Here is a 24,306-nt window from a genome sequence, read left to right on the forward strand (position 1 = left end):
CACCAGCATGGCGTGCGTTGCAGCGTCGAACGGGCGAACGAAATCCATGATCCGAGCCGATGCGGGACCAAGGGGAGATTCCGGCCCGGACGATGCGGTCTACAGCCTCGACCGCGTCACGTTCTCGGTGCCCGGGCGCGTGCTGCTGCAGCCGCTGACCCTGACCATCCCCGCCGGCCGGGTCATCGGCCTCATCGGCCATAACGGGTCGGGCAAGTCGACGCTGATCAAGCTGCTCGGCCGCCAGCAGGCTCCGAGCGCCGGACGCGTCCTGTTCAAGGGCGCCCCGATCGAACAGCTCGGGGACCGCGCCTTCGCCCGCGAGGTCGCCTATCTTCCGCAGACGACGCCGCAGGCGCCCGGCATGCTGGTCAGGGAACTCGTCGCCATGGGCCGCTATCCCTGGCACGGGGCGCTGGGCCGGATGGGCGCGGCCGACCGCGAGGCCGTCGCCGAGGCGATGCGGCTCACCACGGTGACGCCCTTCGCCGAGCGCATGGTGGACAGCCTCTCCGGTGGCGAGCGCCAGCGCGTCTGGCTCGCCATGCTGGTGGCGCAGAACGCCGGCTGCCTGCTTCTCGACGAGCCCATCGCCGCCCTCGACGTCGCCCACCAGATCGAGGTGCTCTCCCTCGTGCGCCAGCTGTCGCGGGAGCGCGGCCTCACCGTCATCGTGGTCCTGCACGACGTGAACATGGCGGCCCGCACCTGCGACGACCTCATCGCGCTCCATGGCGGCCGCCTCATCGCGCGCGGCACGCCCGCCGAGATCGTGACGCCGGAGGGGCTGGAGGCGATCTACGGGGTGCGCATGGGGGTCATCCCCCATCCCCGGACGGGCATGGCCCTGAGCTACCTCGACTGAGGCCGGCCCGAACCCGCATCGCGCTTCGAGCGTTGGCCCGTCAGATCAGGGAGCGACGCATGTCCGAGACGACGAAACCGCCCGAACCGACCAAGGTGAACGAGGATCTGGCCGCATCCTCCTACGACCGATCGCGCGGCGGCGGCTCCGGCGAGCCCGAGCAGAACGGCGCAGCGACCGGCCCGAAGGATACCGTGAGCGGAACCGTTCGGGAAACGCCGGACGATCCGAGCGACCGGCCCGGCACCGAAGCAGAGGAAGCCGCCCGATGAGCATGAATGGATCCACGCCCGAGGCGCCCGCCACGGTGACGCTGAAGGAGCCCCGGGACAAAGCCTACTGGGCCCGCTATTTCCAGACCCCGAGCGAGGAGGTCGAGGCCGCCGTGGCGGAGGTCGGCCACGATCCGGCGAAGGTCGCCGAACGGCTCGGCAAGCCGTGGCCGTTCGAAGCCAGCGGCATCGTGTGAGGGAATCGGCTGCGGCGTGGGGCCTCCGTCCGTGCTTGGCTGGTGGGGCGCGGCATCGCCGCCTGGCGGCGGCGGGCGTTGGGCGAGACCATGCCGGTCGCGCCCAACGCCCATCCCGATGGACGCGACAACCCCGCCGGCCGGCAGCGGAACCGCCGCGTCGCGTTCCTCATCGAGCCCGAAGGATAGGAAGACCGGCGACCGGGCGTCAGCCCCAGAATTTCCACCATGGCTTTCGGGGGACCGCGACCTCCCGATAGCCGGTTCCCGCGACCCTATGCTGATAGATGCCCGGCGCCGGTTCCTTCAGGTCACTGGGAAGCGGGAATGGACGCGGCGCGCCCAACAGGAGAGTACGGATCAGGAAGTCGAGCAGCTCGGCCTGATAGGCGGCCTCACCTTTTTCGATCAGCTCCACCGCGCACAGTGCCTCGGCCACGATGTGGCGTCCGTCCGACCTTCGGAAGGTGACGCGATAAGCCGCCTGCCCCGTCCAGCTTCGATGGAAACAGAGAACCGGGCCATCGAGATAGGCGAACCATTTGTCCTCCATCGCCTTCGGAACCAGGCCCCGCGCGATCCTCTCGAAATCCGTGTCGCTGAAAGAGGCCCGGTAGGGAATGGAAGCCGTCTCCCCGAACGGCAGGCGCTTCCAGTCGTCCGGCCCCGCGCTCATCGCGTGCCCACCGGTGGCACGCCCGCCTTCTTCAGATCGGCGAGGCATCCGCCCATGACCCGTATCATCTCGGCCTCCGTTTCGGCCGAAACGCCCATGGGCCGGAGGGCGGGACTGGCATTCTCGGGCCAATCGACCCGTGTGCAGGACAGGAAGAGATGCCGAAAGCGCCGGCTGCACCCGCGCTCCGCCAGGGCGCGCAGGGCCGGCGGGTCGACGTCCCGCACGATCTCCTCGACGCTTCCGAACGCGCCGGAGGCGGGCGGCCGGTCCCGCCGCTTCCACTCGCCGGTTCGATGCTCGACGAGGCCGTTCACGCATTCGTCCGCCAGACCCGTCGGCGGCCGGACGATGAGTTCGTCCAAGGCGCGGGCGGGCGAGGAGACCGCCAGCGACACGGCGAGCAGGCGCATCGGCATCCCGGTCCACCCCGGACGGTTCCGATCGCGATGCCGGGGACGTCGTGGATATCGACGCATTCTGCCTTCTCCTCGGGCTTAAGGCATGACCGATCCTGCCGGGACGGGCGACGCTCTTCAACCCGGCGGAGCGACGGTCGCCGAGCCCGGTCGGGTGTCCCCCTCCCGTCCGATCAGCGCTTCGATCCTGCCCCTCAGGGCCTGGATGCTGCGATAGCCCACCGAGGCGGCGACGTGGCGTGCCGCCCGGCCATCGGCCGCAAGGGCCAGGGCCCGCACGATCCTGGCCCTCGCGCGCCACTGCCCGAAGCTGAGGCCCGTTTCCCGGCGAAACCCGCGCGTCAGTGTCCGGCGGCTCACGCCGGCCTGATCGGCCCAGGCGTCGAGACCGAGCGCCAAGGCGGGATCGTCGATCAACCCGAGGCAGATCCGTCGTAGGCGGGCATCGCGGGGCAAGGGCAGGGTCAGCCGGGTTTCGGGCGCGCGTCTGGTCTCGTCGAGCACCAGGGCGGCCAGATGCCCGCCCCGCCCCGTCTCGTCATACAGAATGGGCTCGCCTGTCAGGGCGACAAGGGCGGCGGCGAGGAGGGGCGAGACTTCGATGACGCGCGCCCGTTCGGAGAAGCCGGCGATGGCCTCGACGGCGAGATAGGCCGAGCACATGGCGACGTCGCCATGCATGACGACCGCGTGGGGGAGGCGTGGAGGGATCCACAGGGCATGGCCCTCCGGCACCACCCAGGTCCCGTCCTCGGCGGTCGCCATCATCAATCCGGCGGTGGCGTAGAGCAGTTGCGCCCGCTTGTGGGAGTGCCGTTCCGTGCGGCTGCCGGCCGCGAAGGATTTGGGCATCACCGCGACGACGCGCGGCACGTCCTGATAATCCTCGGCCCTGATGGAGCGCATGGTTTCCCCGTCGGCACGGTCTGCCTTGGCCCGAACGCGTACACCTTCGGCCCGACGGCGTTCAACGGGTCAGGTAGAGCGGGGTCTGCCTGCGGAGATCCTCTATCGATGGACGCCGAAACCCTGTCCCGCCGCACCCTGCGCTTCGTCAACGTGGCGCATGCCCTCGATCACTTCGTCCTGCTGATCTACCCGACGGCCGTGCTCGCCATCGCGGCGCAGACAGGGCTGTCCTATGGAGAGCTGATCGCGCTCGCCACCGGCGCCTTCGTGGCCTTCGGGCTCTGCGCGCTGCCGATGGGCTGGCTCGCCGACCGGTTCGGACGGCGAAACCTCCTGGCGGTGTTCTTCTTCGGCTACGGCCTGTCGTGCCTCGGGGTCGCGAGTGCCGCGAGCCCGACGGCTTTCGCCCTGTGGCTCTGCGTGCTCGGGCTGGCTTCGGCGATCTATCATCCGGTCGGCTCGACGATGCTGGTGTCCCACTCGCGCCGCCTCGGGCGGGACCTCGGCGTGAACGGCGTCTGGGGCAATGTCGGCGCCGCGACGGCCTCGGGTGTCACGGCGCTGCTGGCGACGGGGTTCGGCTGGCAGGCAGCCTTCTTGGTGCCGGGCCTGGTCTGCCTCGCCTGTGGGATTGCGTTTCTCGCCATGGTCCCCGGCGACGGCGAGGGCGCGCAGGGCAAGGAAGGGGGCAAGGCGGTCCTCGCGGTGTCCCGGCCCATCCCCCTGCTCGTGGTTTTCGCCTGCGCCATCGTGGCCGGCGGGATGACCTTCAACATCACCACCATCGCCCTGCCGAAGGTGGTGGACGAGCGGGTCGGCGACGGGCTGCCCCTCGCGCTGATCGGCTCCGTGGCCACCCTGGTCTTCATGATCGGTGCCCTGACCCAGCTCGTCATGGGACGCCTGATCGACCGTTACAGCCTGCCGGCGCTGTTCCTGAGCCTGTCGGTACCGCAGCCCCTGGGCCTGGGAATCGCCGCGCTGAGCACCGGCGTCCCGCTCCTCGCCGGGCTCGTCCTGACCATGGCCGCGCTCTACGGGCAGGTGGTGATCAACGACGCGATGGTGGCCCGCTACGTGCCGCCGCTCTACCGCGCGCGGGCCTACAGCGTGCGCTATTTCCTCGGTTTCACCGTGAGCGGGTTCGCGGTGCCGCTGATCGCCCTGCTGCACGAGAGGGGCGGGTTCGGGCTCGTGCTCGGGATCGCGGCGGCCTGCGGCGGCGTCATCGTCGCCTCGGCGGTCGGCTTTTTCGGCCTCACGGGAAACGACCGCTCCCGGCCCCTCGCCCCGGCGGAATGACGCGGGGCCGACCGCCACGCGACCGGCCTTCGCACCGCCATCGGACGGGGTCATCGCGAAACCTGAGCGAACGTCCTATTCCGGTCGCGCCAGCGGGAGCGATGCCATGCAGAAGCGCTACGAGATTTTCGCCGACTACCACCAGTTCTATCTCTGGGATCAGGCTGAGATGCCCGACACGGCGCTGGATTACAGCGAGGACGACCTCCGGCGGAGGGTCAAGACGGCGCCGTTCCTCGTGGTGATCCAGCCCGAGCGCAACATGTCCGTGCCGGTGGAACTCGACCTCCTCGACGCACCGCCCGACGAGGCCCTCGACCTCTGGGACCATGTGGTGGAGGCGAGCCTCGACCTGCCCTCGGGCCGGCTCGAAATCCATGAATGCACGGGCGGGTCCATCGACATCCTGTCGGTGGCACCCGGCACCTATCGCGTCCGCGCCTGTTTCGGCGGCCTCGATACCCTCACCGACGATCGCCTGGACGGCGAGGACCATTACCGCCTTGTCCTGTGGCCGGCCCCTGTCGCCCCCCTCGCGGTGATCAAGCACTACGCCGATCCCCGCTTATGAGGTTACCTCGCTCCTTGCGGGAGAGCGACTGTCCTATCGGTCGGGCGCCTTGGGGCTGCCATGGCGTGCTGCTCCGCAAGATGGCGTTGAGGAGGGTGAGAGCTTTTGGGCGGACGGCCGGTTTCGTGGCTTGCGTGAAGCGGGCGATCACGGCCGCGTCGAGGGGGGCGGTCTCGACGCCTTTGCCCAAACACGTAAAAGCCCGCCTCGGCCGAAGCCGGGCGGGTGAAGTTTTGCTCATAGGAAGGCTCCCCGAGAGGAGCGCCAGCATCTTGGCCCTTCTGGTATACCAGCGTCAAGCCCGGAAGGTCACCGGGTCGGCGGAAACCGCCATCTCGTCGGCTCCAGCGCCTCTCCGAGAGAATCGTCGCGTCATTGCTGCGCCGAGATCCCCGGAAAAGAGCGGGGAGCCGTCGGCCCCCCGCTCGTCATGTGGTCTTTGTCGGCGTGTCGGGCCATCCGGTGCCGGAGGGCGACCGACCGCCGGGGAGGCCCGCGTCAGACGATGAACGACCCGCTGTCGAGGACATGATGGCCCTGGAGGAGGACGGCGAAGTCGACCGCTCCGTCGCCGTTGGTGTCACCCTGCAGGAGGGTGTTGCCGCCGCCGAACTTCATCCGCAACTCGCCGGCCTCGCCGGAGAACGCCTGGGTTCCGACGAACTGGAAGCCCTGGTCGCCGGCTAGCCCGGAATTCGCATCGATCGCGCTGAGGTCGATGCGGTCGCCCGCGGCGAAATCGAAGTCCTTGACGATGTCGCGCCCGCCGATGGCGACGTCGCTGTCGGTGACGTTCTTGAACACGAAGGTGTCGGCCCCGGCGCGGCCGTAGAGGAGGTCGCGGCCGTCGCCGCCGTAGATCGTGTTGTCGCCGGCATTGCCGTAGATCTCGTTGTTGCCGGCATTGCCGTTGGCGACGAGATTCGCGGTTCCACTGAGAACCATCTTCTCCGTATTGGCTTCCATCGTGTGGCTGACGGTCGAGCGGATCGTATCGAAGCCCTCGCCCGGCTGTTCGATGGCGCGATCCCCGGCATTGTCGATGACATAGGTGTCGTTGCCGGTTCCCCCGCGCATGGTGTCGGCCCCGGTGCCGCCGAGCAGGGTGTCGTTGCCGCCGCGGCCCGTCATGACATCGTCGCCGGCACCCCCGCTCAGACGGTTGTTGCCGTCGTTGCCGGTGATGGCGTTGTCGAGGTCGTTGCCGAAGCCGCTCAGGTTGCCAGTCCCCCTCAGGACGAGGTTCTCGACATTGGCGGAGAGGCTGTAGCTCACCGAGGCATAGACCGTGTCGTTGCCCTCGCCCGGGAGTTCCACGATCTTATCGCCGACCCTGTCGACGAAGTAGGTGTCGTCGCCGAGACCGCCATGCAGGGTGTCGTTGCCGGTTCCGCCGTCGAGCCTGTCGTTTCCGCCCTTGCCGAACAGGATGTCGTTGCCGCCCTCGCCGCGGAGGGTGTTGTCCCCGCCGTTTCCATAGAGGGCGTTGCTCAGGGCATTGCCCGTCCCGTCGAGATCTCCGGCTCCAGTCAGCACGAGGCGCTCGACATTGGCCCCGAGGGTGTAGTCGATCGAGGAGCGCACGGTATCGTTGCCCTCGCGGGACAACTCGATGACCCGATCGCCGGCATCGTCGACCACGTATATGTCGTTGCCGGTGCCCCCGCGCATCGTGTCCGCACCGGTGCCGCCGACAAGGACGTCATTTCCCCCGCGTCCGGAGAGCGTGTCGTTACCGGCGCCCCCGTCGAGGCGGTTGTCGCCGTTGTTGCCGGTCAGACTGTTGGCGCCCTCGTTGCCGGTGGCGTCGATGGCGGCGGTTCCGGTGAGAACGACGTTCTCGACATTGGTGCCGAGGCTGTAGGTCACCGACGAACGGACGGTGTCGTTGCCTTCGTCAGCGGCCTCGATGACCTGATCGCCCGCCGAATCCACCACGTAGACGTCGTCGCCGGCTCCGCCGCGCATGACGTCGTTGCCGGTACCGCCAACGAGGACATCGTCGCCGCCACGCCCGGTGAGGCGGTCGTTGCCGGCCCCGCCGTCGAGGCGGTTGTCACCACCGTTGCCGACGATGCTGTTGTCGAGGGCGTTGCCGGTTCCGTCGATGTCGCCGGTGCCGGTGAGGACGAGGTTTTCCACGTTGTCGGGAAGGGTGTAGGTCACCGACGAGCGGACGGTGTCGTCACCTTCGCCGGCATCCTCCACCACTTTGTCGCCCGCCGAATCGACGATGTAGGTGTCGTCGCCCGCCCCGCCGATCATGGTGTCGTTGCCGGCGCCGCCGTCGAGGGTGTCGTCGCCGATGCCGCCGCGCAGGGTATCGTCGCCATCGCCGCCGGTCTGGGTGCCGCCGGCATCGATGACGATGTCGATGAGGTCGGGGGTGGCGTCGAGATTGAGGCCCACCAGCGAGACCGTGTCATCGAGGGTTCCGAGGAGGATGTCCACGGTGCCGCCGACGAGATCCGTCACGAGCGTTCCGATGCTCCCCAGAATGCCGGGGCTGGTTTCCGATCCGAGGTCGACCGGCTGGAACGGCAGGTCGAGCGTCGCCAGGACCGTATCGCCGAGCTTGACCTCGACCCCGTCGTAGCCGCCGCTGGCCGAGACCGTTCCGGTCAACAGGCCGGTCGAGGCCTCGATCTCCCAATTGCCGCTGTAGTTGTAGGTGAGGCCGTTCGCCTCAATGGTGAGAACCTCGAACGTATCCGTTCGGCTGCCGTCGAGAAGGAGGTCGCCGACGCTGTCGACGAGGCCGGTGAATGTGAGGTCGGCTCCATCCAGGTTGGGAACGAAGAAATCGCGAACGTCGAAGCCAGCATTGGTCAGGATCGAGACAGTGGCCATTGTTTTCTCCAAACCCACAAATCGAGAACGACGGGATAGATTGAAGATCATGCCGGCTTACATGGCATGGCGGGCACTTGAGGCCCGAGCTTCAAAGACCCAGCCTACTCGATCGGTTCCGGAGCACTGGCGTTGTTGCCGCCGCATTGGCGGTTGGGTACGATTCAATACTTAACGATTGTTTTCGTATGCTTCATGAACTGTATTCATTTTGCTGCAGCGTGTTATCGTTTTGTGCCGTGCAGCATTCGATGAACAGCGGAGGCTAAAACCTTCGGTTTCGATCCGTTTCGGATCGCCCGATCGGGCCTGCCAGCGCGACCGCGCGGCGGCTGCCGGACAAGGGATCCCGGCCGGAGGCGTGTCCCGCTCTCCCTATCGGTCCCGGCCGCCGGGGTGCGAATGTCGGACGTCGGCGTACAGCGCCTCGCACGCGTTCAACCAGACGTCGTGCGTGAAGTGGCGGAGGACGCGCTCATGCGCGCTGCGGCGCGGGATGGCCAGCGCTCGCCCGATCGCGTCGGCGAGGGCTTCGTCGTCTCCGGGCGGGGCGAAGGCGCCCGCCTCGCCGATGACCTCGCGGGCCGCTCCCCTGTCGATGCCGGCCACGGGCAGGCCGCAGGCCATGGCCTCGATGGCGACGAGGCCGAACGGCTCGTCCCAGCAGGGGGTGAACAGGAAGACCGAGGCCCGTCCGACTTCCGCCGCGAGGGAGGCCCCGTCGAGATGGCCGCCATAGCGGATCGCGCCGCCGAGGAGGGGCCTGACCGCCTGTTCCCAGTATTCGGCGTCCTCCGTCGAGCCGAAGAGCGTGAGGGCGATGCCCGCCTTCCGCGCCGCCTCAATGGCGAGGTGCGTCCCCTTGTAGGGCGTGATCCGGCCGCACCAGACGGCGCTGCCGTCGCCACGGTCGCGGTAGGGCCAATCGGCCGGGTCGATGCCGTTGTGGAGCACCGACACTTCGGGCGGTGCCCCTTCCGGGAACCAGGCACGCAGCTGCCCTTGCGACGTCACCGTGATCCGGTGCGAGGGGGCGACACCGTCGTGAACGAACCAGCGCAGGGCATCGTAGGGCGGCACGTGGAGGGAGGTGACGGTGGGCACGGCCTCCGTTCGCCCGCGCGCCAGGGGCAGGCGGCTGAGGCTGTTGTTGTGGAGCACGTCGAAGCCCCCGGCGGCGATCCGGTCGCAGGCGGCGGCGTAGCCGGCATCGAGATGGGCGATCAGCGCCGGGTTGCCGGTATGCTCCTGCCCGGGGAACGTCCGCTCCTGGTGCTCGGGCAGGACCGGGTCGAGGGTGAAGCGCGGGTCGCTGTCGCCGGAGGCGAACAGCACGACCTCGTGGCCGCGGGCCTGCAGCCCCCGGGCGAGGTGCCAGCTATGGGCCTCCATGCCGCCCTTGAAGGGCTGGGCGATGGGCTGGCGCACATGGGCGAGGAGCGCGATCCTCATCGGATGATTGTCATGCGGGCTCGGGCTCCGCCGCGAGGGTTCCGGCCCGCTCGGTGAGGGCGGCGGCGTTGCGCGCATCGAGGATGCGGATGACCGAGGCGGTGTTGGAATAGGGCTGGTGGCTCTGCTGGCCCGTGAGCGCCAGGTCGTCCGCGTCCGGGCGGCGCAGGATGCGGATCGGCCGGCCGGGCGTGTCGTCGATCAGGCCCATGAGGCGGAACGCATGGAGCCAGTGGCCCATGGTCCGGTAGCCCCATTTCGCCTCGAACAGTTCGGCGTTGCGCACCACGCTGTCGAGATGGTGGATCGGCGGCATGTGGTGCGGGTGGTACTGGTGATAGACGCGCGCGCCTTCGAGCCAGGCGATGGCGATGCCGCGCTGGTCGAGGAGCTTGCCGAAATCGGTATCCTCGCCGCCATAGCCCGCATAGCGCTCGTCGAAGCCGCCGACGCCGAGGAAGGTCGCCTTCCGCATGGCGAAGTTCAGGGACCAGAAGCAGCGATAATCGTCGCAGATCTCGATGCCCTCGGCCGGCGGGCCGCGCCGGTCCGAATGCCGGACGGCGACATCCGCGAACTCGTCCGCAGTCCACGCGCCGGCGGTGGCCCCGCCGGGGAGATAGAGCACCTCGCCCATCAGCAATCCGTCGCATTCGCCGAGGCGGCGGGCATAATCCGCCACCAGGGTGGGCGCGGGGATGCAGTCCACGTCGAGGAAGACCACAGCCTCCCCCGACGCGGCCGCCACGGCGCGGTTGCGTGCGGCGGCCAGCGGCAGCGGGTCGCCCGCCACCGGGATCTGGCGGATCGGGAACGGCGCCTCCGGCAGGTCGTAGGGCTGGTCCTGCATGCGGGCGACGACGAGTTCGGCGGGTGCCCGCGTCTGACGCATCAGGCCGAGGACGAGGTTGGTGAGATGCGCGGGCCGTCCCTTGGCCAGCGTCACGACGGAAACGGTCGACATTCTCGAGGTCCGGTTTTGGGGAGCGGAAGGGTTCAAGCGGCGGGCGCGCCGGCCCAGAGTTCGTCGGTGAGGTCTTCGAGCCAGCCGGCGGCGCGGGCGGCGGCGTCCGGGGCGTGGAGCGGGCGCAGGGTCTCGCCGTCGAGCCGGCGCGCCCGGTCGAGGAGGTCGCGCCAGCCCTGGAGGTCGCCGGGCCAGTGCGGGGCCTGCACGGCGACGCCGAGGCGCACCAGGGCCTCGGCCTTGCGGGTCTGCTCGCCGAAATAGCGCCATTCGGGCATCACCACGAGGCGCCCGCCCACCCGCGCGACCTCGTGGACCGTGTTGTCGCCGGCGGACGCGATGACGATGTCGGCGGCCGCGAGGTAATCGGTCACGGACGGCACCCAGCCGAGTTCGCGCAGGTTGCCGAAATCGGTCTCGTGGCCCTCGCGGTGGGTCGGCCCAAGGGTCAGCCAGAGGGCGTCCGGCACGGCACGCGCCGCCACGGTGAGGGGGGCGTAGGGCGTGCCGCTGCCCCCGCCGCCGGTCACGGCGACGACGATCTCCCGGTGGGGATCGAGCCGCAGGCGGGCGCGGGCCTCGGCGCGGGGGAGCACCGGATCGACGCTGGTGCAGAGGCCGCCGCTGTAGAAGGTCCTGGCGCGCAGAGAATCCGGGTAATCGTCCTGCTCCAAGCGCTCGTCGAAGGGGGCGAGCATGCCGATACAGGCCTCGTAGGCGCCCACATGGCCGATGTCGGAGCGGTCGCCGTGCATGCGGATCTGGACCGCCGGCACGCTGGCCGCGCGCGCCAGCAGGGCGATCTCGGCCGAGACGTCCACCACGAACAGGCCGACCTCCCGGTCGTCGAGATGGTCGAGGATGGTGCGCATGGTCCGGCGCGTCTCGCTCACGCCCAGCGGCACGCAATGCATCACGCGGGGCGTCGGCTCGGCGAACAGGCGCGCGGTGGGCACCCGGGCGCCGATCATGTCGGGCAGGGCGACGATCTCGATGTCGCGGGAGAACCCGTCGAACAGGCTCGGATCGGCGGTGAGGACGGAGACCGGCCGCGTGGCGGAGAACTCGGCCACCACGGCGCGGGTGCGGTTGGCGTGTCCGCGCCCCTGGTGGTGGACGAAGAAGGCGATGGGTTTCGTCATGGGACTCGAGGTGGGGTCAGGAGAACAGGCGCGTGCCGGGCTGCCGGGCGGCGGCGATCTCGGCGGGGTCGGGGGTGCGCAGGCGCCGGATGGAGGTGGCCCGCGCGTCCCAGGCGATGAGGCCGGCCTCGCGGAACTGGCCGAGCCAGTATTCCATGCACCAACTGCCGTGCCGGGCATGGAAGCGGGTGGCGTTGCGCAGTATCGACTCGAAATGCGGCAGGGGCGGCACGTGGACCGGGTGATGCTGGTGGTAGGCCCGCGCGCCCGCGATCCAGAAGGTCGGCAGGCCGGAGGCCGCGAGGCGCAGGGCGAAATCGGTTTCCTCGCCGCCATAGCCCGAGAAGCCCTCGTCCATGCCGCCGACGCTGCGGTAGGCCGAGGCCGGGAGGGCGAAGGACAGGCCCCAGAGCTCCCGCGCCTCGGGCTCCGGGCGCAGCCCGGTCTCCGGGATCGAGGGCTTGGCCGGATGCACGCGCCCGGCACGGTCGAGGGCCTCGCAGTCGAGGCGAGGCCCCACGGCGCCCTCGGGCAGGTAGAGCACTTCGCCGAGCAGCAGCGCCTCGGCCTCGGCTCCGGCATAGGCCGCCACCAGCCCCGGCCCGGGGATGCAATCCACGTCGAGGAAGATCAGGCGCGCGCCCTGCGCCGCCTCGGCGGCGCGGTTGCGGGCGGCGGCCAGCGGCATCGGCTCCCCCGGTACATGCAGGTGCCGGACGGGGCAGCCGGGATCCGGCAGGTCGTGGGCCGGCTCCGGCTGCATCCAGGCGATCACGAGTTCCAGGGGCGCCACCGTCTGCCGGGCGAGCCCGCGCATCAGGTTGCGCAGATGCGCCTCGCGGTGGCGGACCAGGGTGAGAACGCTCACCGAGACCGTGCTAGCCGGCATGGACGGGCCTCTTCCGGAAATGCGCCACGCCCTCGATGACGCCGCGGGCATGCGAGGCGCGGGCGACGTAGGAATGGCCGAGCGCCGCATGGGTGGCGAGGTCGTCGGAGAAGTTGGCGACGATGATCGCCTGTCGCCGCACCCGCAGCATCTCCACGTCGTTGCCGGAATCGCCCGCCACGAACACGTTGCCCTCGGTAAGGCCGTAGAGCGCGCGGACATGATCGACCGCCGTCCCCTTCGAGGCCGCGGGCGGCAGCACGTCGAGGTAGCGGCCGTGGCTGTGGATGATGGAGGCGGCGAGGCCCGCGGCGTCGAGCCTGCCCCGCACGCGCCGGGCGGTGGCGGCATCGCCGAAATAGCTGAGCTTGTGCGGGCGCTGCTCCAGGGGGCCTTGCGGAACGAGATCGGGAACCTGCCCGAGCACGGCCCGCACGTCCTCGCGGTTCCAGCCACGGGAGACCGCGTCCCGCCACGCCCGGTCGGCGGTGTAGCTCACCCCGTTGGCGTCGAGATGGTAGATCTCCGAGCCCACCGACGTGATCATCACCTGGGGGCGCGGGCTCGCCTGCTGCTCCAGGATCGCCATGGCGCTGTGGAACGACCGCCCGGTGGCGACGCCGAAGGCGAGGCCCTCCTGCTCGCTGCGCCATTGGCGGAACGCGGTGAGGCCGGCGTCGCACCCGACCAGGGTGTTGTCGATGTCGCAGATCAGGAGCTGGCGCGGATGGGTCGACGGCGCCTCGGCCGCCCCGAGGGCGCGCAGCAGGGCGTGGTAGCGCAGGGCGTGCCGGTCCCAATCGTAGGCCGCCGCCGCCCGCTCGCCGCCGGCGACGTAGCGGTCGCGCAGGCCGGGCTCGGTGAGGATGCGCAGGCAGGCCCGCGCGATCCCGGCCGGATCGCGCGGATCGACGAGGAGGCCGTTGCCGCAGGTCTCGACGATGTCGTTGGGACCGCCGCTGTCGGTGGCGACCAGGGGCAGGCCGGCGGCGGAGGCCTCGAGCAGGGTCAGGCCGAAGGGCTCGTTGAGGGCCGGGTTGACGAACACCCCGCCGCGCTCGCGGGCATAGGCGTAGAGGGCCGGCACGTCGTCGGGGCGGTGGGTCTTCGGATAGGCCACAAGCCCGTAGAGATCGTGGCGGTCGATGAGCACGAGGAGGTCGCGCATGGTCTCGGCCATGCCGCCGTCGAGGTCGGCGAGGTCGTCGCGGGTGCCGGCCACGAGGACCAGGTTGGCGCGCGCCTGCAGCTCCGGGCTCTCGCCATAGGCGGTGACCAGGGCGGCGAGGTTCTTCCTCGCCACGGGCCGGGCCAGCGCGAGCAGCGCGGGTTTTCCGGGCTCGCGCAGGAAACGGTCGATGGAGGCGTCCACCCTCGGGCAGGACCGGGCCGCGTGGAAGCGTGCCAGGTCGCTGCCCGGCGGCAGCACGCGGATGCGGCCGGGATCGTAGGCGGCATAGGTCGCGTATTGCACCTCGGCCTCGTCGCGCGAGGAGGCGATGACCAGGGCGGCGCGGGCCAGGGCCGTCTCCTCGGCCGCGATCCGGTGGGCCAGGGACGGGGTATCCGTCGGCGGCCGGCCCATGGCGCGGGCCTTCACCCGTCCGAGGGAATGCGCGGTGAACACGAAGGGGATGCCGAGCCGGTCCTCGACCAGGGCGGCGACGGCGGCGGCGTCGGCATAATGCGCGTGGATGATGGCGGGGCGCACGGGCTGCGCGGCGATCCAGGCGACGAGGGCTTCGGAGAAGCTCGCCACCTCCCCGTGCAGCGCTTCCTTGGGCAGGTAATCCGCCGACGCGCTGGCGAGTCGCACGATCGTCACCTTGTCCGATACGGCTTCCTCGGGCACGGCGTAGTCGGCTCCGAGCGCACTCTCGAACAGACGGGTGGCGATGACGATCCGGTCCGAGGCCGGGTCCCGGTCACAGGCCCGGACGAGATCGAGCAGGTAACGGATATGGCCGCCCGTATCGGCGGTGAGGCCGTAGGCGACGTCGTCACCGCGAAGACATCCTTGAAGCGCGATATGAAGAACGAACATCAGCGGCGGGGTGCCGGCGCGTCAACCACGGATAAAATGTCGACTTTCATACCTAAAACACAAGAACAACCCGTGATCCGTATCGCGCAGGTCGCACCCAACATCTTTCCGACCCCTCCGACGCATCATGGCGGGACGGAGCGCGTCATCCATGATCTCAGCATAGCACTGCGAAACTTGGAGGTTGAGGTAACGCTCTTCGCCCCGGCGGACAGTGTGACAGATATACCAAGGGTCGGAGATCATCTCAGTCTCGCCGCCCTGGAGGCCCGTGAGGGCCGGGTGGCTCCGGGGGTGCCGGCGGCCCTGGAAGCGCTCCAGATGGAAGCGCTTGCCCGCCGCCTCGACGCGTTCGACATCGTCCATTGCCACGGCGAGTTCGCGCATGCGCCCGTGCTCGGCGCGCGGCGATGCCGCAGCCTGACGACCGTGCATTGGCGCGTGGACGAGCGCGACCGGGCGCTGTTCTTCGCCGGCTTCCCCGACCTGCCCGTGGCGGCGATCTCGGCGGCGCAGGAAGCCGGCATCCCGGTGGCGAACCGCGCCGGCATCGTCCATCACGGCATCGCCCGCGACCGTTACGCCCTGCGGAGCGAGCCGGAGGACCATCTCGCCTTCATCGGCCGGATGACCGACCAGAAGCGGCCCGACGTCGCCATCCGCGTCGCCCGCGCGGCGGGCCTGCCGATCCGCCTCGCCGGGACCGTGGATGTGGGGAACCCGGATTATTTCGACCGGGCGGTCCGTCCGCTGCTCGGTGACGACGCCGTCTATGTCGGCCCGGTGGACGATGCGGCCAAGGGCCGGCTCCTGGGCGGCGCGCGCGCCCTCTTGTTTCCCATCGACTGGCCCGAACCCTTCGGCCTCGTGATGATCGAGGCCATGGCCTGCGGCACCCCGGTGATCGCCTGGAACCGGGGCTCCGTTCCCGAGATCGTCGAGGACGGGGTCACGGGCTTCGTCGTCTCCTCCGAGGCCGAGGCGGTGGCGGCCCTGGCGCGGGTGGGCGAGCTCGACCGGGCGCAGGTGCGCCGCCGCTTCGAGGCGCGCTTCACCGCCGAGCGCATGGCCGCCGACTACCTCGCGATCTACCGGCGCCTGCTCGGCCGGTGAGCGGGCGCATGCGCACGGCGCTCCTCGCCTGGGACTATCCCCCCGCCCCGAGCGGGCTTTCCACCGCCGCGCGCGAGATCGCCGAGAGCCTGAGCGCGCTCGGCATCGCCGTCACGGTGTTCACCCTCGACCGCACCGGGTCCGGCGACCATGCGGGCGTCGGGATCGAGGGGATCGGCCTCCCGCCGGGCTCGCGGCTCGCGCGGCTGCGCCTGTGGGGATCGGCCGGGCACCTCGCCGCGCCCATCGCCTTCCGCCGGGCGGTGCTGCGGGCCCATGCCCGGCATCCCTTCGCTTGCATCGAGGCCACGAACTGGTACGGGCCGGCCGCCCTGCTCGGAGGCGGCGCGGCCCCGCCCCTGGTGACCCGCAACTCCACGCCCGCCGCCTTCTCGCGCGAACCGGCCGCCTCCCTGCGCGACCGCCTGGACGGTCTCGCCGCCGACCGGCTGGAACGCCGGCAGGCGAGGGCGAGCGCCGGGCTGATCTCGAATACCGGCGAGCATGCGGCGCGGATGACGGCGCTCTACGGCCTTCAGCCGGCCCGGCCCCATACCGTCCGGCCCCATACCGCCCGGCCCCATGCGGTGATCGGCCTGAGCCTGCCCCCGGAGATGCAGGAACGCGCTCGCGCCGCTCCCTATCCGGAGGCCACGGACGGCCCGGTCCGCCTGCTGTTCGTCGGCCGGGCCGAGCCGCGCAAAGGGTTCGATCTCCTGCTCGCCGCCGCCGCGATCCTCGGTGCCGATTGCGAGGCCGGAACGCTTCCCCCCTTCGAGATCGCCCTCGTCGGCGTGCCCGAGGCCGACCTTCCGCCGGATTGTCCCGCCGCCGCGCGACGGTGCCTGCGCCCCTTGGGCCGGATCGACGCCGTGGCCCTGGAGGCCGCCTATGCGCGAGCCCATGCCGTGCTCGCCCCCTCGCGCTACGAGAGTTTCGGCCTCGTCTACCAGGAGGCCCTGGCCCATGGCCGCCCGGTGGTGGCCTGCGCTCAGGATGCCAGCGCCCGCGCCTTCATCGGTGGGCCGGGCGCAGGCCTTCTCGCGCGGGAAGCGACGGGGGCGGCCCTGGCCGAGGCCATCCGTCCGCTGCTCCTGGATTCCGCCCTGCGCCTGCGCCTGCGGGACCGCGCCCTTTCGGCGAGCGGCGCCTTCGACCGGGCGCGGCTCGGGGCCGAGACCCTGGCGCTCTACGAACGGGCCATCGCGGCAGCGCGTCAGGGCCGGTAGGGGCGCAGCAGCGCCGTCTCCTCCTCCGGCCGCCCCCGGCCGGGGTCCATCGCCTCGTAGCGCCGGGACCGCGCCTCGACATGGGCGCGCGAGAGCCGGTGCTCGATGGCGCCGTGGAGGGAGATGAAGCCCCGCCGCCACGCGCCGCCGAGATCGGGCCGCTCGTGAACACGCCCCCCGAAACGGACATCCGCGCGGTTCAGGCGGTACTGAACGTCCGGATAGACATCCGACAACACCCCGTCGACGCGGTTGCGCCGGGGCAGGCCGATGGAGAGAACGTCTCCCTCCTCGGCCAGGGCGGCAAGGGCCGGAAGCAGCTCACCCAAGGCGGCTGCCAGCTCCTCGTCGGCGTCGAGCTGGAGCATCCAGGCACAGCGCGACAGGTCCTGCAGCGCGTTGCGCTGGGCCGCGAAATCGCCGGCGAGGGGGCGGGCGGCGACCCGCACGGCGCCGGAGGGATAGCCGGCGATGGCGGCGGAAACCGGCGGGCTGTCGGGGGCGTCGACGAGGACCACCACGTCGCCGGTCCAGGCCGCATGGGCGGAAAGGCGGGCCAGCACCGCATCCAGATCCTGCGGCCGGCAGAGGAGGCCGAGCGAGACCGTGGCCGGCAGCGCGGCATCGAGATCGAACAGATCGCCGGCGGCGGCCCGCTCGGAATGCGGGTGCAGCAGGGCTTCCCGGTCGGCCCCGCCGACCGGCCTGACGCCACGGCGCAGCCGGGTGGCGGCAAGGCGCAGGGTGTAGATGTCGAGACCGTAGGGCGCTTGCGGATCGAGGCGGAACACGCGCCCGGCCAGAGCCCGCGCGAGATCGGCCCAGCATGCGGCCGGGTCCGCCCCGTCCTGGACGAGCACGCCGCACGAGGCACAGGCGATGGGAAACGCCCGCCGCCGCCCATCCTCATGGACGATGTGCCGGTCAGTCGGCTCGAGGCTATCGGCCTCACAGACGAAACAGCGTCGCATGGCTCTCCCTCATCGCGCCCGGCCTCGCCGCGCCTGAGCGGGTTCCCGGGTTTCAGGACGCAAAACCGGCGACCACTTGTGCCGAACCTGCCTGGCATCATCGGCATGAATGCGCGGTTTTCGGGTGGGTATGAAGGGGGCATGGTTCTTCCCAACAGCCTCGCTTCTGCACGACCCCGACCCGCCGGGCTCGCGCTGCGGCGAATTTTTGGGTTGAAGCCAAGCTTCGCCGCCCTAGATGCCCTCGGCCTACCCACAAGGAAGGATATCCGATGAAAGACCTGCGCTCCCTCGCGCTCGCCGCGGCGCTCGTATGTGCCGGCTTGACGTCAACGGCCCAGGCCGCTCCCCTGGCCGTGGACGCTACCGCGCTCGGACAGCCAGCGGCCGTCGAAACCGTCCAGTACGGGTACGGGTACCGGTCCGGTTACGGCCATTCGCCCCAGTACCGCTATCGGAAGCACATTCGCCGACAGATGCTCCATGATCGCCGGTATGGGGCGCATCTGCGCCGCCAGGACCAGAACTATCGTCGCGCTCGCCGCTACGGATACTGACGGGCCGCAGACTTCAAGGCGAAGAGCCCTCGCATTCGAACCCCGCCCGGCGAAAGCCGGAGCGGGGTTTTTGCTGCGCCAGGTGTGCGCAGCGGCACCTCGTCCCCGTGTCGGCACCGTTCCCGTCCCGGAATGGATTGCCGGCTGATCTTCATCGACGATACTCTCGCGCATGGCATGGAGGGGGCCATGACGTTGGATCGATATGGTATCGACACAAGAGATCGTTCTTGATCGGGCGCATCGCATTGGTGAGGGAAGAAGTGCCGAAGTCTTTGTCGACAAATCGGGCCGGATACTGAAGCTCTACAAGGCGAAATGGGGAAAGTCCCTGGCCGAAAAGGAGTTCGTCGCGACGTCGTTCGCCCATTCCCAAGGCCTCCGCGTCCCGGCCCCCTTGGGAATCATCGAGCGGCACGGACGATCCGGCGTGCTGTTCGAGCATATCGACGGCAAGACGGTTCTCGAACACTTCAGGAGGAACCCGGTCGGCATGCTGGGCGCCCTGAGGCAACTTGCGCATATTCAAATCGGCATCCACACAATCCACAATGCTCCGCTTCCCAACCAGCAGGACGCACTGCGTGTTCAAGTCTCCAGAGCGAGAGTGCCTGCCTGGCTGAAGCAAACGACGCTCGCCGTGCTCGATCGCCTGCCCGATGGGGACAATCTCTGCCACGGAGATCTCCACCCCGAGAACGCGCTCTACACGCCGGACGGTCTGGTCGTCATCGACTGGGAAAAATCGACGGCTGGGCATCCCACAGCGGACGTCGCCCGCACCGAGCTCATCCTTCGATCCGGACGCACCCGCTTCGTCAACGCCTGGGCGAAGGCGGCCGATGCGCAGATCCGCGCGAGATTGGCCGATTTCTATGTCTGGACGTATTGCCGGTTGAGCGGCATCGACAGGCGGGACATCGACGCCTGGCGGCTGCCCATGATCGTCGCCCGCCTGTCCGGGCAGGCCGCCCCGAACGAGGACGACCTTCAGGCGGAAGCGAGACGGCTGGGACACCACTTCGCGCATCTGATCTGATGCGCGGCCCGCCGCCGGGACCGGCCTGAGGCACTGCGAGCGAGCCGAGCCGTAGTGCAGCGACGCGGCTCGTCGCCAACGGCACGCCTTTCGCGAAGGCGGCGGACACCATCATGCGGAGACAGAGGCTCGTCAGGCGGTCCACGCCGTGCGGCCAAGATTTGTGGGGAAGCAGTTAAGAGACTGCGAACTCTCGGGAAATTTGGTCGGAGTGGCAGGATTTGAACCTGCGACCCCCACGTCCCGAACGTGGTGCGCTACCAGACTGCGCTACACTCCGACGGCCGGCGTCTCCACCGGCGAGCGGACGTATAGCGAGGCCGGCGCGGGGCCGCAAGCGCCATCATGGCCCTTGTTGCGATATGGCGGCGGGACGGGCGGCCCAATCGGGGGCAAGGGTGCGGCGGATGCAGCCGACATTGGCCGCCAGGACCGCGAGGGCGGCGGCATGGCCCGGTGCCGTGGAGAGGGCGTGCAGGCTCCAGGCCTTCGTCCCGTCCGGCATCGTCAGCAACTCCGCCCTCTCCGGCGTGACCGAGACGGCAAAGCTGTCGAGGGGCAGGGAGAGGCCCTGGCCTGTGGCCTTCGCGACGGCCTCCTTGCGGGTCCAGCAGGCGAAGAACGCCGCCGTGAGGTCGCGTGGCGGGAGGGTTTCGAGGGCGGCGATTTCCCGTCTGGCGAAATGCGCCCGCGCGATGCGCAGCAGATCGGGCATCGGGCGTATTTCTTCCACGTCGACGCCGATCTCCGCCGAGGAGGAAAGCCCGATCAGGGCGCGGCTGCCGGAATGGGACAGGCTGAAGCGGCACGACCCGGCCTGCTCCCCCGCGAGATATGGTTTGCCGGAGGGCGCCGCGCCGAAGACGAGGCCGCGCGGGTCCGATCCGAGCCGTTCCCCGAGCACGAGGCGCAGGGCCGCGTGGCTCGCCTCGAACCGCCAGCGATCCACGTCGCGGACGAATCGGGCGGCGCGCGCGATCTCGTCGTCGGAGAGAAGATCCCGGCACTTCGCCCGATGGTCGATGGCCTGGGTGAGATCGACGTCCCAGACCGTGACGTCAGGATTCGTCCCCGCGCGGTCCGGCGTCCCGGTGCCCATCGGCTCGCTCGGACAAGCGGCGGTCACCCGTCAGATCGACGGGCCGGAGGTGCCGTCCCACTCGCGAGCGACGACGAGGCCGAGATAGGCGATCTGACAGAGGGCGGCCAAGCCGTAGAACGTGCCGACGGTCGCGGGCCACGCGAGACCGTGCTCGACGGCGACGGCGGCAGTGATCGTCACGCTCGCGGCAAGAATCACCGCGAGGGCCATCAGCGGCCTATGCGCCCCACCGGTCTCGTCATGGACTTCCCGCACAACGCACCTCGACGCCATCGACGTCCGTCATCTCACACGTGGGATGCCGAAGCGTTAATGTGCCGGGGCCGGGCGCGGGCGGCAAGTACCGTCCGATTAGACGTACACGTTACCGGCGGTCTGTGGAAAACGCTCGGCCAGGGCGCGCCGGAGCTTTTCCAGGGCGCGGTTCTCGATCTGCCGGACCCGCTCCTTCGAGATGCCGAGGCGTCGGCCGAGCGCCTCCAGGGTCGCCTGATCCTCCGTGAGTCTCCGCTCGCGCAGGATGCGCAATTCGCGCTCGGAGAGCACGGTGAGCGCCTCGTTGAGCCAGGTGAGCCGGCGCTCGCCGTCCACCGAGGCCGAGACCGTCTCGTCGGGCAGGTCGGACCCGTCCACGAGAAAATCCATCCGCTCGGAGGAGGCCTCGCTCTCCTCGCCCACGGGGGCGTTCAGGGACATGTCCGGTCCGGACAGGCGCGCATCCATCAGAGCCACGTCCTCGCGCGAGACGCCGATGGCGGTGGCGATGCGGCGATGGATCTCGTCGCCCACATGCTCCTCGGTGGATTGCATCAGCTTGGCGCGAAGGCGACGCAAATTGAAGAATAGGGCCTTCTGGGCCGAACTCGTGCCGCCGCGGACGATGGACCAGTTGCGCAGGATGTAATCCTGGATCGAGGCCCTGATCCACCACGTGGCATAGGTGGAGAAACGGACTTCCCGCTCCGGTTCGAACCGGGCCGCCGCTTCCATCAGGCCCACATGACCTTCCTGGACGAGATCGGCCATGGGCAGGCCGTAATGCCGGAAGCGTCCCGCGATGGCGATGACGAGGCGCATATGGGCGGAGATCAGGCGGTGGAGCGCGTGCTCGTCGCGCTCGTCCTTCCAGCGGACGGCGAGACCACGTTCCTCGTCTCGCGCCAGGAAGGGCGCCTCCATGGCCGTACGAATGAACTGTCGCCGTATCCCCGCGATGTCCGCCATTCCCGCCTCCGCCTTTTGTCCGTTGCGTGCGCGCACCGCGACGGACGTTCCGGGTCGGTCGACCCGAATGGTCCGGAAAGCGAGGGCACCAGCCCGGGGGCATCGCCCAGGCACCGGACAACGGAGCCGTTACGTGGATAGTTCCGCCGGCTCGGGCTGACAGGGGGCCGTGACCCTGCGGCGCATCGGAGCATCCGGGCGACGGTCGTTGGCGCGACCGCCGATGCGGTGCCGACAAAGAAAAAGGCCCGGCGCTGGTGCGCCGGGCCCGATCGTCGAATGGATCCGTTTGAGATCGGCGGTCCGCTCAGGCGGCCTCTTCCCGGATCTCGTCGCTGTCGCCTTCCGCCTCGGCATCGCCCTCGGCTTCCGCCTCACCCTTGGCGCGGCGGGGCGACTTGGCGAGGCTCTGCTCGATGAGCTTGAGCGCCTCCGTCTCGGTGATCTTGTTCACCGAGGAGATTTCGCGCAGCACGCGGTCGAGGGCGGCCTCGTAGAGCTGGCGCTCGCTGTAGGATTGCTCGGGCTGGGCCTCCGAACGGTAGAGGTCGCGGACTACCTCGGTCACCGACAGCAGGTCGCCGGAATTGATCTTGGCCTCGTATTCCTGGGCACGGCGCGACCACATGGTGCGCTTGATCCGGGCGCGGCCGGTGAGCACGTCGAGGGCCTTCTTGACGAGTTCCGGCTCGGCGAGCTTGCGCATGCCGACGCTGTTGGCCTTGGCGGTGGGCACGCGCAGGACCATCTTGTCCTTCTCGAACGAGACGACGAACAACTCGAGCTTGTAGCCGGCGATCTCCTGCTCTTCGATCGCCGTGATGCGGCCGACGCCATGAGCTGGGTACACCACCGCTTCGCCGGTCTTGAAGCCTTGGCGGCCTGCCGTCGTCTTCTTGGCTGTCGTCATGCGAGAAGCGCCTCCAGAACATCGCGCGGGTCGAGTCGCGCTGAACCTTCATTCCCGGGGTGGGTGACCCGGCTTGAGCCCCTTGTCCGCCGGCCATCGATGCGTCATGCACCGGCCGAGCGGGTCCCAGGCTAACCGATCATCCACACCATGCGATCGGGGTCGCGGAAGGCGCATGCGCCTCCAGCGGTCGATCACATGCCGCCTCGTCTCGCCGAGGTAGCGTCCCAGGAAGATGGGAAGCCGACTCTGTCGAAAAGTTTGAAAACCACCGGTGAGGTAGCCAAAGGCAGCACGTCAGGCACGAACGACGGCAGGCGGTCTACATACCACAAACCGGGCGCCGAATCAAAGGATTGCCGACGCAGGGCATGCGTGAGCGACCGGTCGGGCCGGGCTCCACACGGCGCCCGATGCACGCGGGGAGGGAATCTCCGAAGACCTGCCGGGTCGACGCTTCCGCAGGCCGGCCCGCCATCCGCGGCGTCGTGAAGCGCCCGTGTCCGTCGGCAGGCCGGGGATCACGTGTCCGTGACCTCGAGGCGAACCGGGAGTTCCGGGCCACCGGCCCGGCCGAGGGGTCAGTCGCCGGTGCCGGGGGAGGCCGAGAAATGCGCCTCGAGCTTGCCGGCGACGCCGTCCCAGTCCTTGGCGTCGGACGGGGCGTCCTTCTTCTGGGTGATGTTGGGCCAGCTCCGCGCGTAATCGGCGTTGAGCTTCAGCCAGGTTTCCAGGCTCGGCTCGGTGTCGGGCTTGATCGCCTCGGCGGGGCATTCCGGCTCGCAGACGCCGCAATCGATGCACTCGTCGGGGTGGATGACGAGCATGTTCTCGCCCTCGTAGAAGCAATCCACGGGGCAGACTTCCACGCAGTCCATGTACTTGCACTTGATGCAATTGTCGGTGACGACGTAGGTCATGTGCCCTTCAGCCCTATCCGTGGTGGGGTGGATCGCGAGACCCGAGCCCGCTCGGCCCCGATCCTAGACCGGCCTCCCGCACGGCTCCGTTAACGCGTCCGCGTGTCACGCGCCTCGCGGACGGCGCGTCGACCGCCCCGCCCGTCATTTCCGCACGGCTCTATCCCCTGCCAGGGTGGCTGACAAGCAGCGGCGGCTCACGCCGGCTGCGGCAGGTGCGTCCGTGCCACACCCAAGGAGGCCATCGGATCAGCTCATTCGCCGGCCGGCCGCTCCCTTTATCCGAGAGGGTCCGACAGGAGACGCGACGGGCGACCTCGTACCGTGAATAGTGCCGCATCCGGTAAACTTTCCGGTGCGGTGGCGGGCGAAAGACCGTTGTTACCAAGGGTCGCAGAGCCCGCAGGGGAGCTCGGATCGTCACCGGCCGTTCCATCGACCCCGAACAGTCGCTCTCCTCGAATGCGAGGCACGCCATGAACGACAACGAGCATGCCGTCTACGCCATCGCTCCGGAACTCGGAGGATGGACGGTCTACGACACCAAGACGCTGGAGCCGGCGCTGGTGAAGAGCGTCCGGCAGGTCGGCCTGGGTCGGGAAGCCGCGCATGCGATGGCGGACGCCCTCAACGCCATGGAGCGGACGGCGCCCGGATCGTCCCTGGCCCGGCCGGACGGACCGGCCTAA

The 24,306-nt window shown here is 69.6% G+C and carries 25 protein-coding genes and 1 tRNA gene; 10 read left to right on the plus strand and 16 right to left on the minus strand.

What is annotated here, in order from left to right; all coding sequences use genetic code 11:
- The first annotated feature begins 46 nt into the window (after positions 1 to 46).
- Genes A3OM_RS0120460 through A3OM_RS0120470 form a run of 3 tightly spaced genes read left to right on the plus strand, consistent with a single transcriptional unit; the run spans position 47 to position 1,334 of the window.
- Positions 47 to 865, plus strand: coding sequence for an ATP-binding cassette domain-containing protein (locus A3OM_RS0120460; protein WP_018045651.1), 819 nt, complete (start codon positions 47 to 49; stop codon positions 863 to 865).
- Between the two features lie 59 nt (positions 866 to 924).
- Positions 925 to 1,137, plus strand: a complete 213-nt coding sequence (locus A3OM_RS0120465; RefSeq protein WP_018045652.1) for a hypothetical protein — start codon at positions 925 to 927, stop codon at positions 1,135 to 1,137.
- A complete protein-coding gene (locus tag A3OM_RS0120470; protein WP_018045653.1) occupies positions 1,134 to 1,334 on the plus strand; it encodes a DUF3606 domain-containing protein in 201 nt (66 codons plus the stop codon). Before A3OM_RS0120465 ends, A3OM_RS0120470 begins: the two co-directional genes overlap by 4 nt.
- Before the next feature lie 208 nt (positions 1,335 to 1,542).
- Here the strand turns inward: A3OM_RS0120470 and A3OM_RS24855 are convergent, their stop codons facing one another.
- The 3 genes from A3OM_RS24855 to A3OM_RS0120490 all read right to left on the minus strand — a co-directional run bounded on the left by A3OM_RS24855 (position 1,543) and on the right by A3OM_RS0120490 (position 3,335).
- Positions 1,543 to 2,010, minus strand: a complete 468-nt coding sequence (locus A3OM_RS24855; RefSeq protein ID WP_018045655.1) for a hypothetical protein — start codon at positions 2,008 to 2,010, stop codon at positions 1,543 to 1,545.
- Positions 2,007 to 2,429 (minus strand): hypothetical protein, encoded by a 423-nt coding sequence (locus tag A3OM_RS0120485; RefSeq protein WP_018045656.1) that lies wholly within the window; start codon positions 2,427 to 2,429, stop codon positions 2,007 to 2,009. The genes A3OM_RS24855 and A3OM_RS0120485 overlap by 4 nt, the downstream gene beginning before the upstream one ends.
- 117 nt (positions 2,430 to 2,546) lie before the next feature.
- A complete protein-coding gene (locus tag A3OM_RS0120490; RefSeq protein ID WP_018045657.1) occupies positions 2,547 to 3,335 on the minus strand; it encodes a helix-turn-helix transcriptional regulator in 789 nt (262 codons plus the stop codon).
- A 108-nt stretch (positions 3,336 to 3,443) separates the two neighbouring features.
- Here A3OM_RS0120490 and A3OM_RS0120495 point away from each other — a divergent pair, with 108 nt between their 5' ends.
- Positions 3,444 to 4,640, plus strand: coding sequence for an MFS transporter (locus tag A3OM_RS0120495; RefSeq protein ID WP_018045658.1), 1,197 nt, complete (start codon positions 3,444 to 3,446; stop codon positions 4,638 to 4,640).
- A 106-nt stretch (positions 4,641 to 4,746) separates the two neighbouring features.
- Positions 4,747 to 5,211, plus strand: coding sequence for a hypothetical protein (locus tag A3OM_RS0120500; RefSeq protein ID WP_018045659.1), 465 nt, complete (start codon positions 4,747 to 4,749; stop codon positions 5,209 to 5,211).
- Positions 5,212 to 5,709: 498 nt separating this feature from the next.
- On the opposite strand, the gene A3OM_RS24440 is transcribed toward A3OM_RS0120500, so the two are convergent.
- The 6 genes from A3OM_RS24440 to A3OM_RS0120530 all read right to left on the minus strand — a co-directional run bounded on the left by A3OM_RS24440 (position 5,710) and on the right by A3OM_RS0120530 (position 14,552).
- Complete coding sequence (locus A3OM_RS24440; protein WP_018045660.1) at positions 5,710 to 8,061, minus strand: calcium-binding protein; 2,352 nt, start codon at positions 8,059 to 8,061, stop codon at positions 5,710 to 5,712.
- A 375-nt stretch (positions 8,062 to 8,436) separates the two neighbouring features.
- The gene (locus tag A3OM_RS0120510; RefSeq protein WP_018045661.1) at positions 8,437 to 9,513 is read right to left on the minus strand and encodes a glycosyltransferase; all 1,077 of its coding nucleotides are present in this window, start codon (positions 9,511 to 9,513) and stop codon (positions 8,437 to 8,439) included.
- A 10-nt stretch (positions 9,514 to 9,523) separates the two neighbouring features.
- On the minus strand, positions 9,524 to 10,477 hold the full coding sequence (locus tag A3OM_RS0120515) for a galactosyltransferase-related protein (RefSeq protein WP_018045662.1): 954 nt from the start codon (positions 10,475 to 10,477) through the stop codon (positions 9,524 to 9,526).
- A gap of 32 nt (positions 10,478 to 10,509) precedes the next feature.
- The gene (locus A3OM_RS0120520; RefSeq protein WP_018045663.1) at positions 10,510 to 11,619 is read right to left on the minus strand and encodes a glycosyl transferase; all 1,110 of its coding nucleotides are present in this window, start codon (positions 11,617 to 11,619) and stop codon (positions 10,510 to 10,512) included.
- A gap of 16 nt (positions 11,620 to 11,635) precedes the next feature.
- Positions 11,636 to 12,508 (minus strand): galactosyltransferase-related protein, encoded by an 873-nt coding sequence (locus A3OM_RS0120525; protein ID WP_018045664.1) that lies wholly within the window; start codon positions 12,506 to 12,508, stop codon positions 11,636 to 11,638.
- Entirely contained in the window at positions 12,498 to 14,552 is a 2,055-nt protein-coding gene (locus tag A3OM_RS0120530) for an HAD-IIB family hydrolase (RefSeq protein ID WP_018045665.1), read from the minus strand. Before A3OM_RS0120530 ends, A3OM_RS0120525 begins: the two co-directional genes overlap by 11 nt.
- A 72-nt stretch (positions 14,553 to 14,624) precedes the next feature.
- On the opposite strand from A3OM_RS0120530, the gene A3OM_RS0120535 reads away from it, so the two are divergent.
- Together A3OM_RS0120535 and A3OM_RS0120540 are read left to right on the plus strand one after the other, a co-directional pair.
- Complete coding sequence (locus A3OM_RS0120535) at positions 14,625 to 15,665, plus strand: glycosyltransferase family 4 protein (protein ID WP_026176253.1); 1,041 nt, start codon at positions 14,625 to 14,627, stop codon at positions 15,663 to 15,665.
- A gap of 8 nt (positions 15,666 to 15,673) precedes the next feature.
- Positions 15,674 to 16,894 (plus strand): glycosyltransferase family 4 protein, encoded by a 1,221-nt coding sequence (locus A3OM_RS0120540; RefSeq protein ID WP_018045667.1) that lies wholly within the window; start codon positions 15,674 to 15,676, stop codon positions 16,892 to 16,894.
- Here A3OM_RS0120540 and A3OM_RS0120545 read toward each other — a convergent pair.
- A complete protein-coding gene (locus A3OM_RS0120545) occupies positions 16,882 to 17,865 on the minus strand; it encodes a hypothetical protein (RefSeq protein ID WP_018045668.1) in 984 nt (327 codons plus the stop codon). The genes A3OM_RS0120540 and A3OM_RS0120545 overlap by 13 nt on opposite strands.
- Positions 17,866 to 18,137: 272 nt before the next feature.
- On the opposite strand from A3OM_RS0120545, the gene A3OM_RS0120550 reads away from it, so the two are divergent.
- Positions 18,138 to 18,422 carry a hypothetical protein gene (locus A3OM_RS0120550; protein ID WP_018045669.1) on the plus strand — a complete coding sequence of 95 codons (285 nt, stop codon included), beginning with the start codon at positions 18,138 to 18,140 and terminating at the stop codon, positions 18,420 to 18,422.
- A gap of 205 nt (positions 18,423 to 18,627) precedes the next feature.
- The gene (locus tag A3OM_RS24445; protein ID WP_018045670.1) at positions 18,628 to 19,461 is read left to right on the plus strand and encodes an aminoglycoside phosphotransferase family protein; all 834 of its coding nucleotides are present in this window, start codon (positions 18,628 to 18,630) and stop codon (positions 19,459 to 19,461) included.
- A 203-nt stretch (positions 19,462 to 19,664) separates the two neighbouring features.
- On the opposite strand, the gene A3OM_RS0120560 is transcribed toward A3OM_RS24445, so the two are convergent.
- From A3OM_RS0120560 to fdxA, 6 genes are all read right to left on the minus strand, one after another.
- Positions 19,665 to 19,741 (minus strand) — tRNA-Pro (locus A3OM_RS0120560).
- Positions 19,742 to 19,804: 63 nt separating this feature from the next.
- Positions 19,805 to 20,560: a 4'-phosphopantetheinyl transferase superfamily protein gene (locus tag A3OM_RS0120565; protein ID WP_018045671.1), complete on the minus strand. Its 756-nt coding sequence runs from the start codon at positions 20,558 to 20,560 to the stop codon at positions 19,805 to 19,807.
- 30 nt (positions 20,561 to 20,590) lie between these two features.
- Positions 20,591 to 20,836, minus strand: coding sequence for a hypothetical protein (locus A3OM_RS0120570; protein WP_157196521.1), 246 nt, complete (start codon positions 20,834 to 20,836; stop codon positions 20,591 to 20,593).
- A 78-nt stretch (positions 20,837 to 20,914) separates the two neighbouring features.
- On the minus strand, positions 20,915 to 21,787 hold the full coding sequence (locus A3OM_RS0120575) for an RNA polymerase factor sigma-32 (RefSeq protein WP_026176254.1): 873 nt from the start codon (positions 21,785 to 21,787) through the stop codon (positions 20,915 to 20,917).
- A gap of 307 nt (positions 21,788 to 22,094) precedes the next feature.
- A complete protein-coding gene (locus A3OM_RS0120580; RefSeq protein ID WP_018045674.1) occupies positions 22,095 to 22,697 on the minus strand; it encodes a CarD family transcriptional regulator in 603 nt (200 codons plus the stop codon).
- 581 nt (positions 22,698 to 23,278) lie between these two features.
- Positions 23,279 to 23,617 (minus strand): ferredoxin FdxA, encoded by a 339-nt coding sequence (fdxA, locus tag A3OM_RS0120585; RefSeq protein WP_018045675.1) that lies wholly within the window; start codon positions 23,615 to 23,617, stop codon positions 23,279 to 23,281.
- A gap of 476 nt (positions 23,618 to 24,093) precedes the next feature.
- Between fdxA and A3OM_RS0120590 the strand changes: the two genes are divergently transcribed.
- Positions 24,094 to 24,306: a hypothetical protein gene (locus A3OM_RS0120590; protein WP_018045676.1), complete on the plus strand. Its 213-nt coding sequence runs from the start codon at positions 24,094 to 24,096 to the stop codon at positions 24,304 to 24,306.

The organism is Methylobacterium sp. 88A (assembly GCF_000376345.1).
GTDB lineage: Bacteria > Pseudomonadota > Alphaproteobacteria > Rhizobiales > Beijerinckiaceae > Methylobacterium > Methylobacterium bullatum.

What these genes read in the sequence shown, in the direction of transcription:
- A3OM_RS0120465 (WP_018045652.1), top strand. Translation starts at nt 925, where the DNA reads ATGTCCGAGACGACGAAACCGCCCGAACCGACCAAGGTGAACGAGGAT.
- A3OM_RS0120540 (WP_018045667.1), top strand. Translation starts at nt 15,674, where the DNA reads ATGCGCACGGCGCTCCTCGCCTGGGACTATCCCCCCGCCCCGAGCGGG.
- A3OM_RS0120460 (WP_018045651.1), top strand. Translation starts at nt 47, where the DNA reads ATGATCCGAGCCGATGCGGGACCAAGGGGAGATTCCGGCCCGGACGAT.
- A3OM_RS0120470 (WP_018045653.1), top strand. Translation starts at nt 1,134, where the DNA reads ATGAGCATGAATGGATCCACGCCCGAGGCGCCCGCCACGGTGACGCTG.
- A3OM_RS0120485 (WP_018045656.1), bottom strand. Translation starts at nt 2,429, where the DNA reads ATGCCGATGCGCCTGCTCGCCGTGTCGCTGGCGGTCTCCTCGCCCGCC.
- A3OM_RS0120525 (WP_018045664.1), bottom strand. Translation starts at nt 12,508, where the DNA reads ATGCCGGCTAGCACGGTCTCGGTGAGCGTTCTCACCCTGGTCCGCCAC.
- A3OM_RS0120545 (WP_018045668.1), bottom strand. Translation starts at nt 17,865, where the DNA reads ATGCGACGCTGTTTCGTCTGTGAGGCCGATAGCCTCGAGCCGACTGAC.
- A3OM_RS0120575 (WP_026176254.1), bottom strand. Translation starts at nt 21,787, where the DNA reads ATGGCGGACATCGCGGGGATACGGCGACAGTTCATTCGTACGGCCATG.
- A3OM_RS0120530 (WP_018045665.1), bottom strand. Translation starts at nt 14,552, where the DNA reads ATGTTCGTTCTTCATATCGCGCTTCAAGGATGTCTTCGCGGTGACGAC.
- A3OM_RS0120580 (WP_018045674.1), bottom strand. Translation starts at nt 22,697, where the DNA reads ATGACGACAGCCAAGAAGACGACGGCAGGCCGCCAAGGCTTCAAGACC.
- A3OM_RS0120550 (WP_018045669.1), top strand. Translation starts at nt 18,138, where the DNA reads ATGAAAGACCTGCGCTCCCTCGCGCTCGCCGCGGCGCTCGTATGTGCC.
- A3OM_RS24440 (WP_018045660.1), bottom strand. Translation starts at nt 8,061, where the DNA reads ATGGCCACTGTCTCGATCCTGACCAATGCTGGCTTCGACGTTCGCGAT.
- A3OM_RS0120520 (WP_018045663.1), bottom strand. Translation starts at nt 11,619, where the DNA reads ATGACGAAACCCATCGCCTTCTTCGTCCACCACCAGGGGCGCGGACAC.
- A3OM_RS0120590 (WP_018045676.1), top strand. Translation starts at nt 24,094, where the DNA reads ATGAACGACAACGAGCATGCCGTCTACGCCATCGCTCCGGAACTCGGA.
- A3OM_RS0120495 (WP_018045658.1), top strand. Translation starts at nt 3,444, where the DNA reads ATGGACGCCGAAACCCTGTCCCGCCGCACCCTGCGCTTCGTCAACGTG.
- A3OM_RS24445 (WP_018045670.1), top strand. Translation starts at nt 18,628, where the DNA reads ATGGTATCGACACAAGAGATCGTTCTTGATCGGGCGCATCGCATTGGT.
- fdxA (WP_018045675.1), bottom strand. Translation starts at nt 23,617, where the DNA reads ATGACCTACGTCGTCACCGACAATTGCATCAAGTGCAAGTACATGGAC.
- A3OM_RS0120510 (WP_018045661.1), bottom strand. Translation starts at nt 9,513, where the DNA reads ATGAGGATCGCGCTCCTCGCCCATGTGCGCCAGCCCATCGCCCAGCCC.
- A3OM_RS24855 (WP_018045655.1), bottom strand. Translation starts at nt 2,010, where the DNA reads ATGAGCGCGGGGCCGGACGACTGGAAGCGCCTGCCGTTCGGGGAGACG.
- A3OM_RS0120570 (WP_157196521.1), bottom strand. Translation starts at nt 20,836, where the DNA reads ATGGCGTCGAGGTGCGTTGTGCGGGAAGTCCATGACGAGACCGGTGGG.
- A3OM_RS0120515 (WP_018045662.1), bottom strand. Translation starts at nt 10,477, where the DNA reads ATGTCGACCGTTTCCGTCGTGACGCTGGCCAAGGGACGGCCCGCGCAT.
- A3OM_RS0120500 (WP_018045659.1), top strand. Translation starts at nt 4,747, where the DNA reads ATGCAGAAGCGCTACGAGATTTTCGCCGACTACCACCAGTTCTATCTC.
- A3OM_RS0120565 (WP_018045671.1), bottom strand. Translation starts at nt 20,560, where the DNA reads ATGGGCACCGGGACGCCGGACCGCGCGGGGACGAATCCTGACGTCACG.
- A3OM_RS0120490 (WP_018045657.1), bottom strand. Translation starts at nt 3,335, where the DNA reads ATGCGCTCCATCAGGGCCGAGGATTATCAGGACGTGCCGCGCGTCGTC.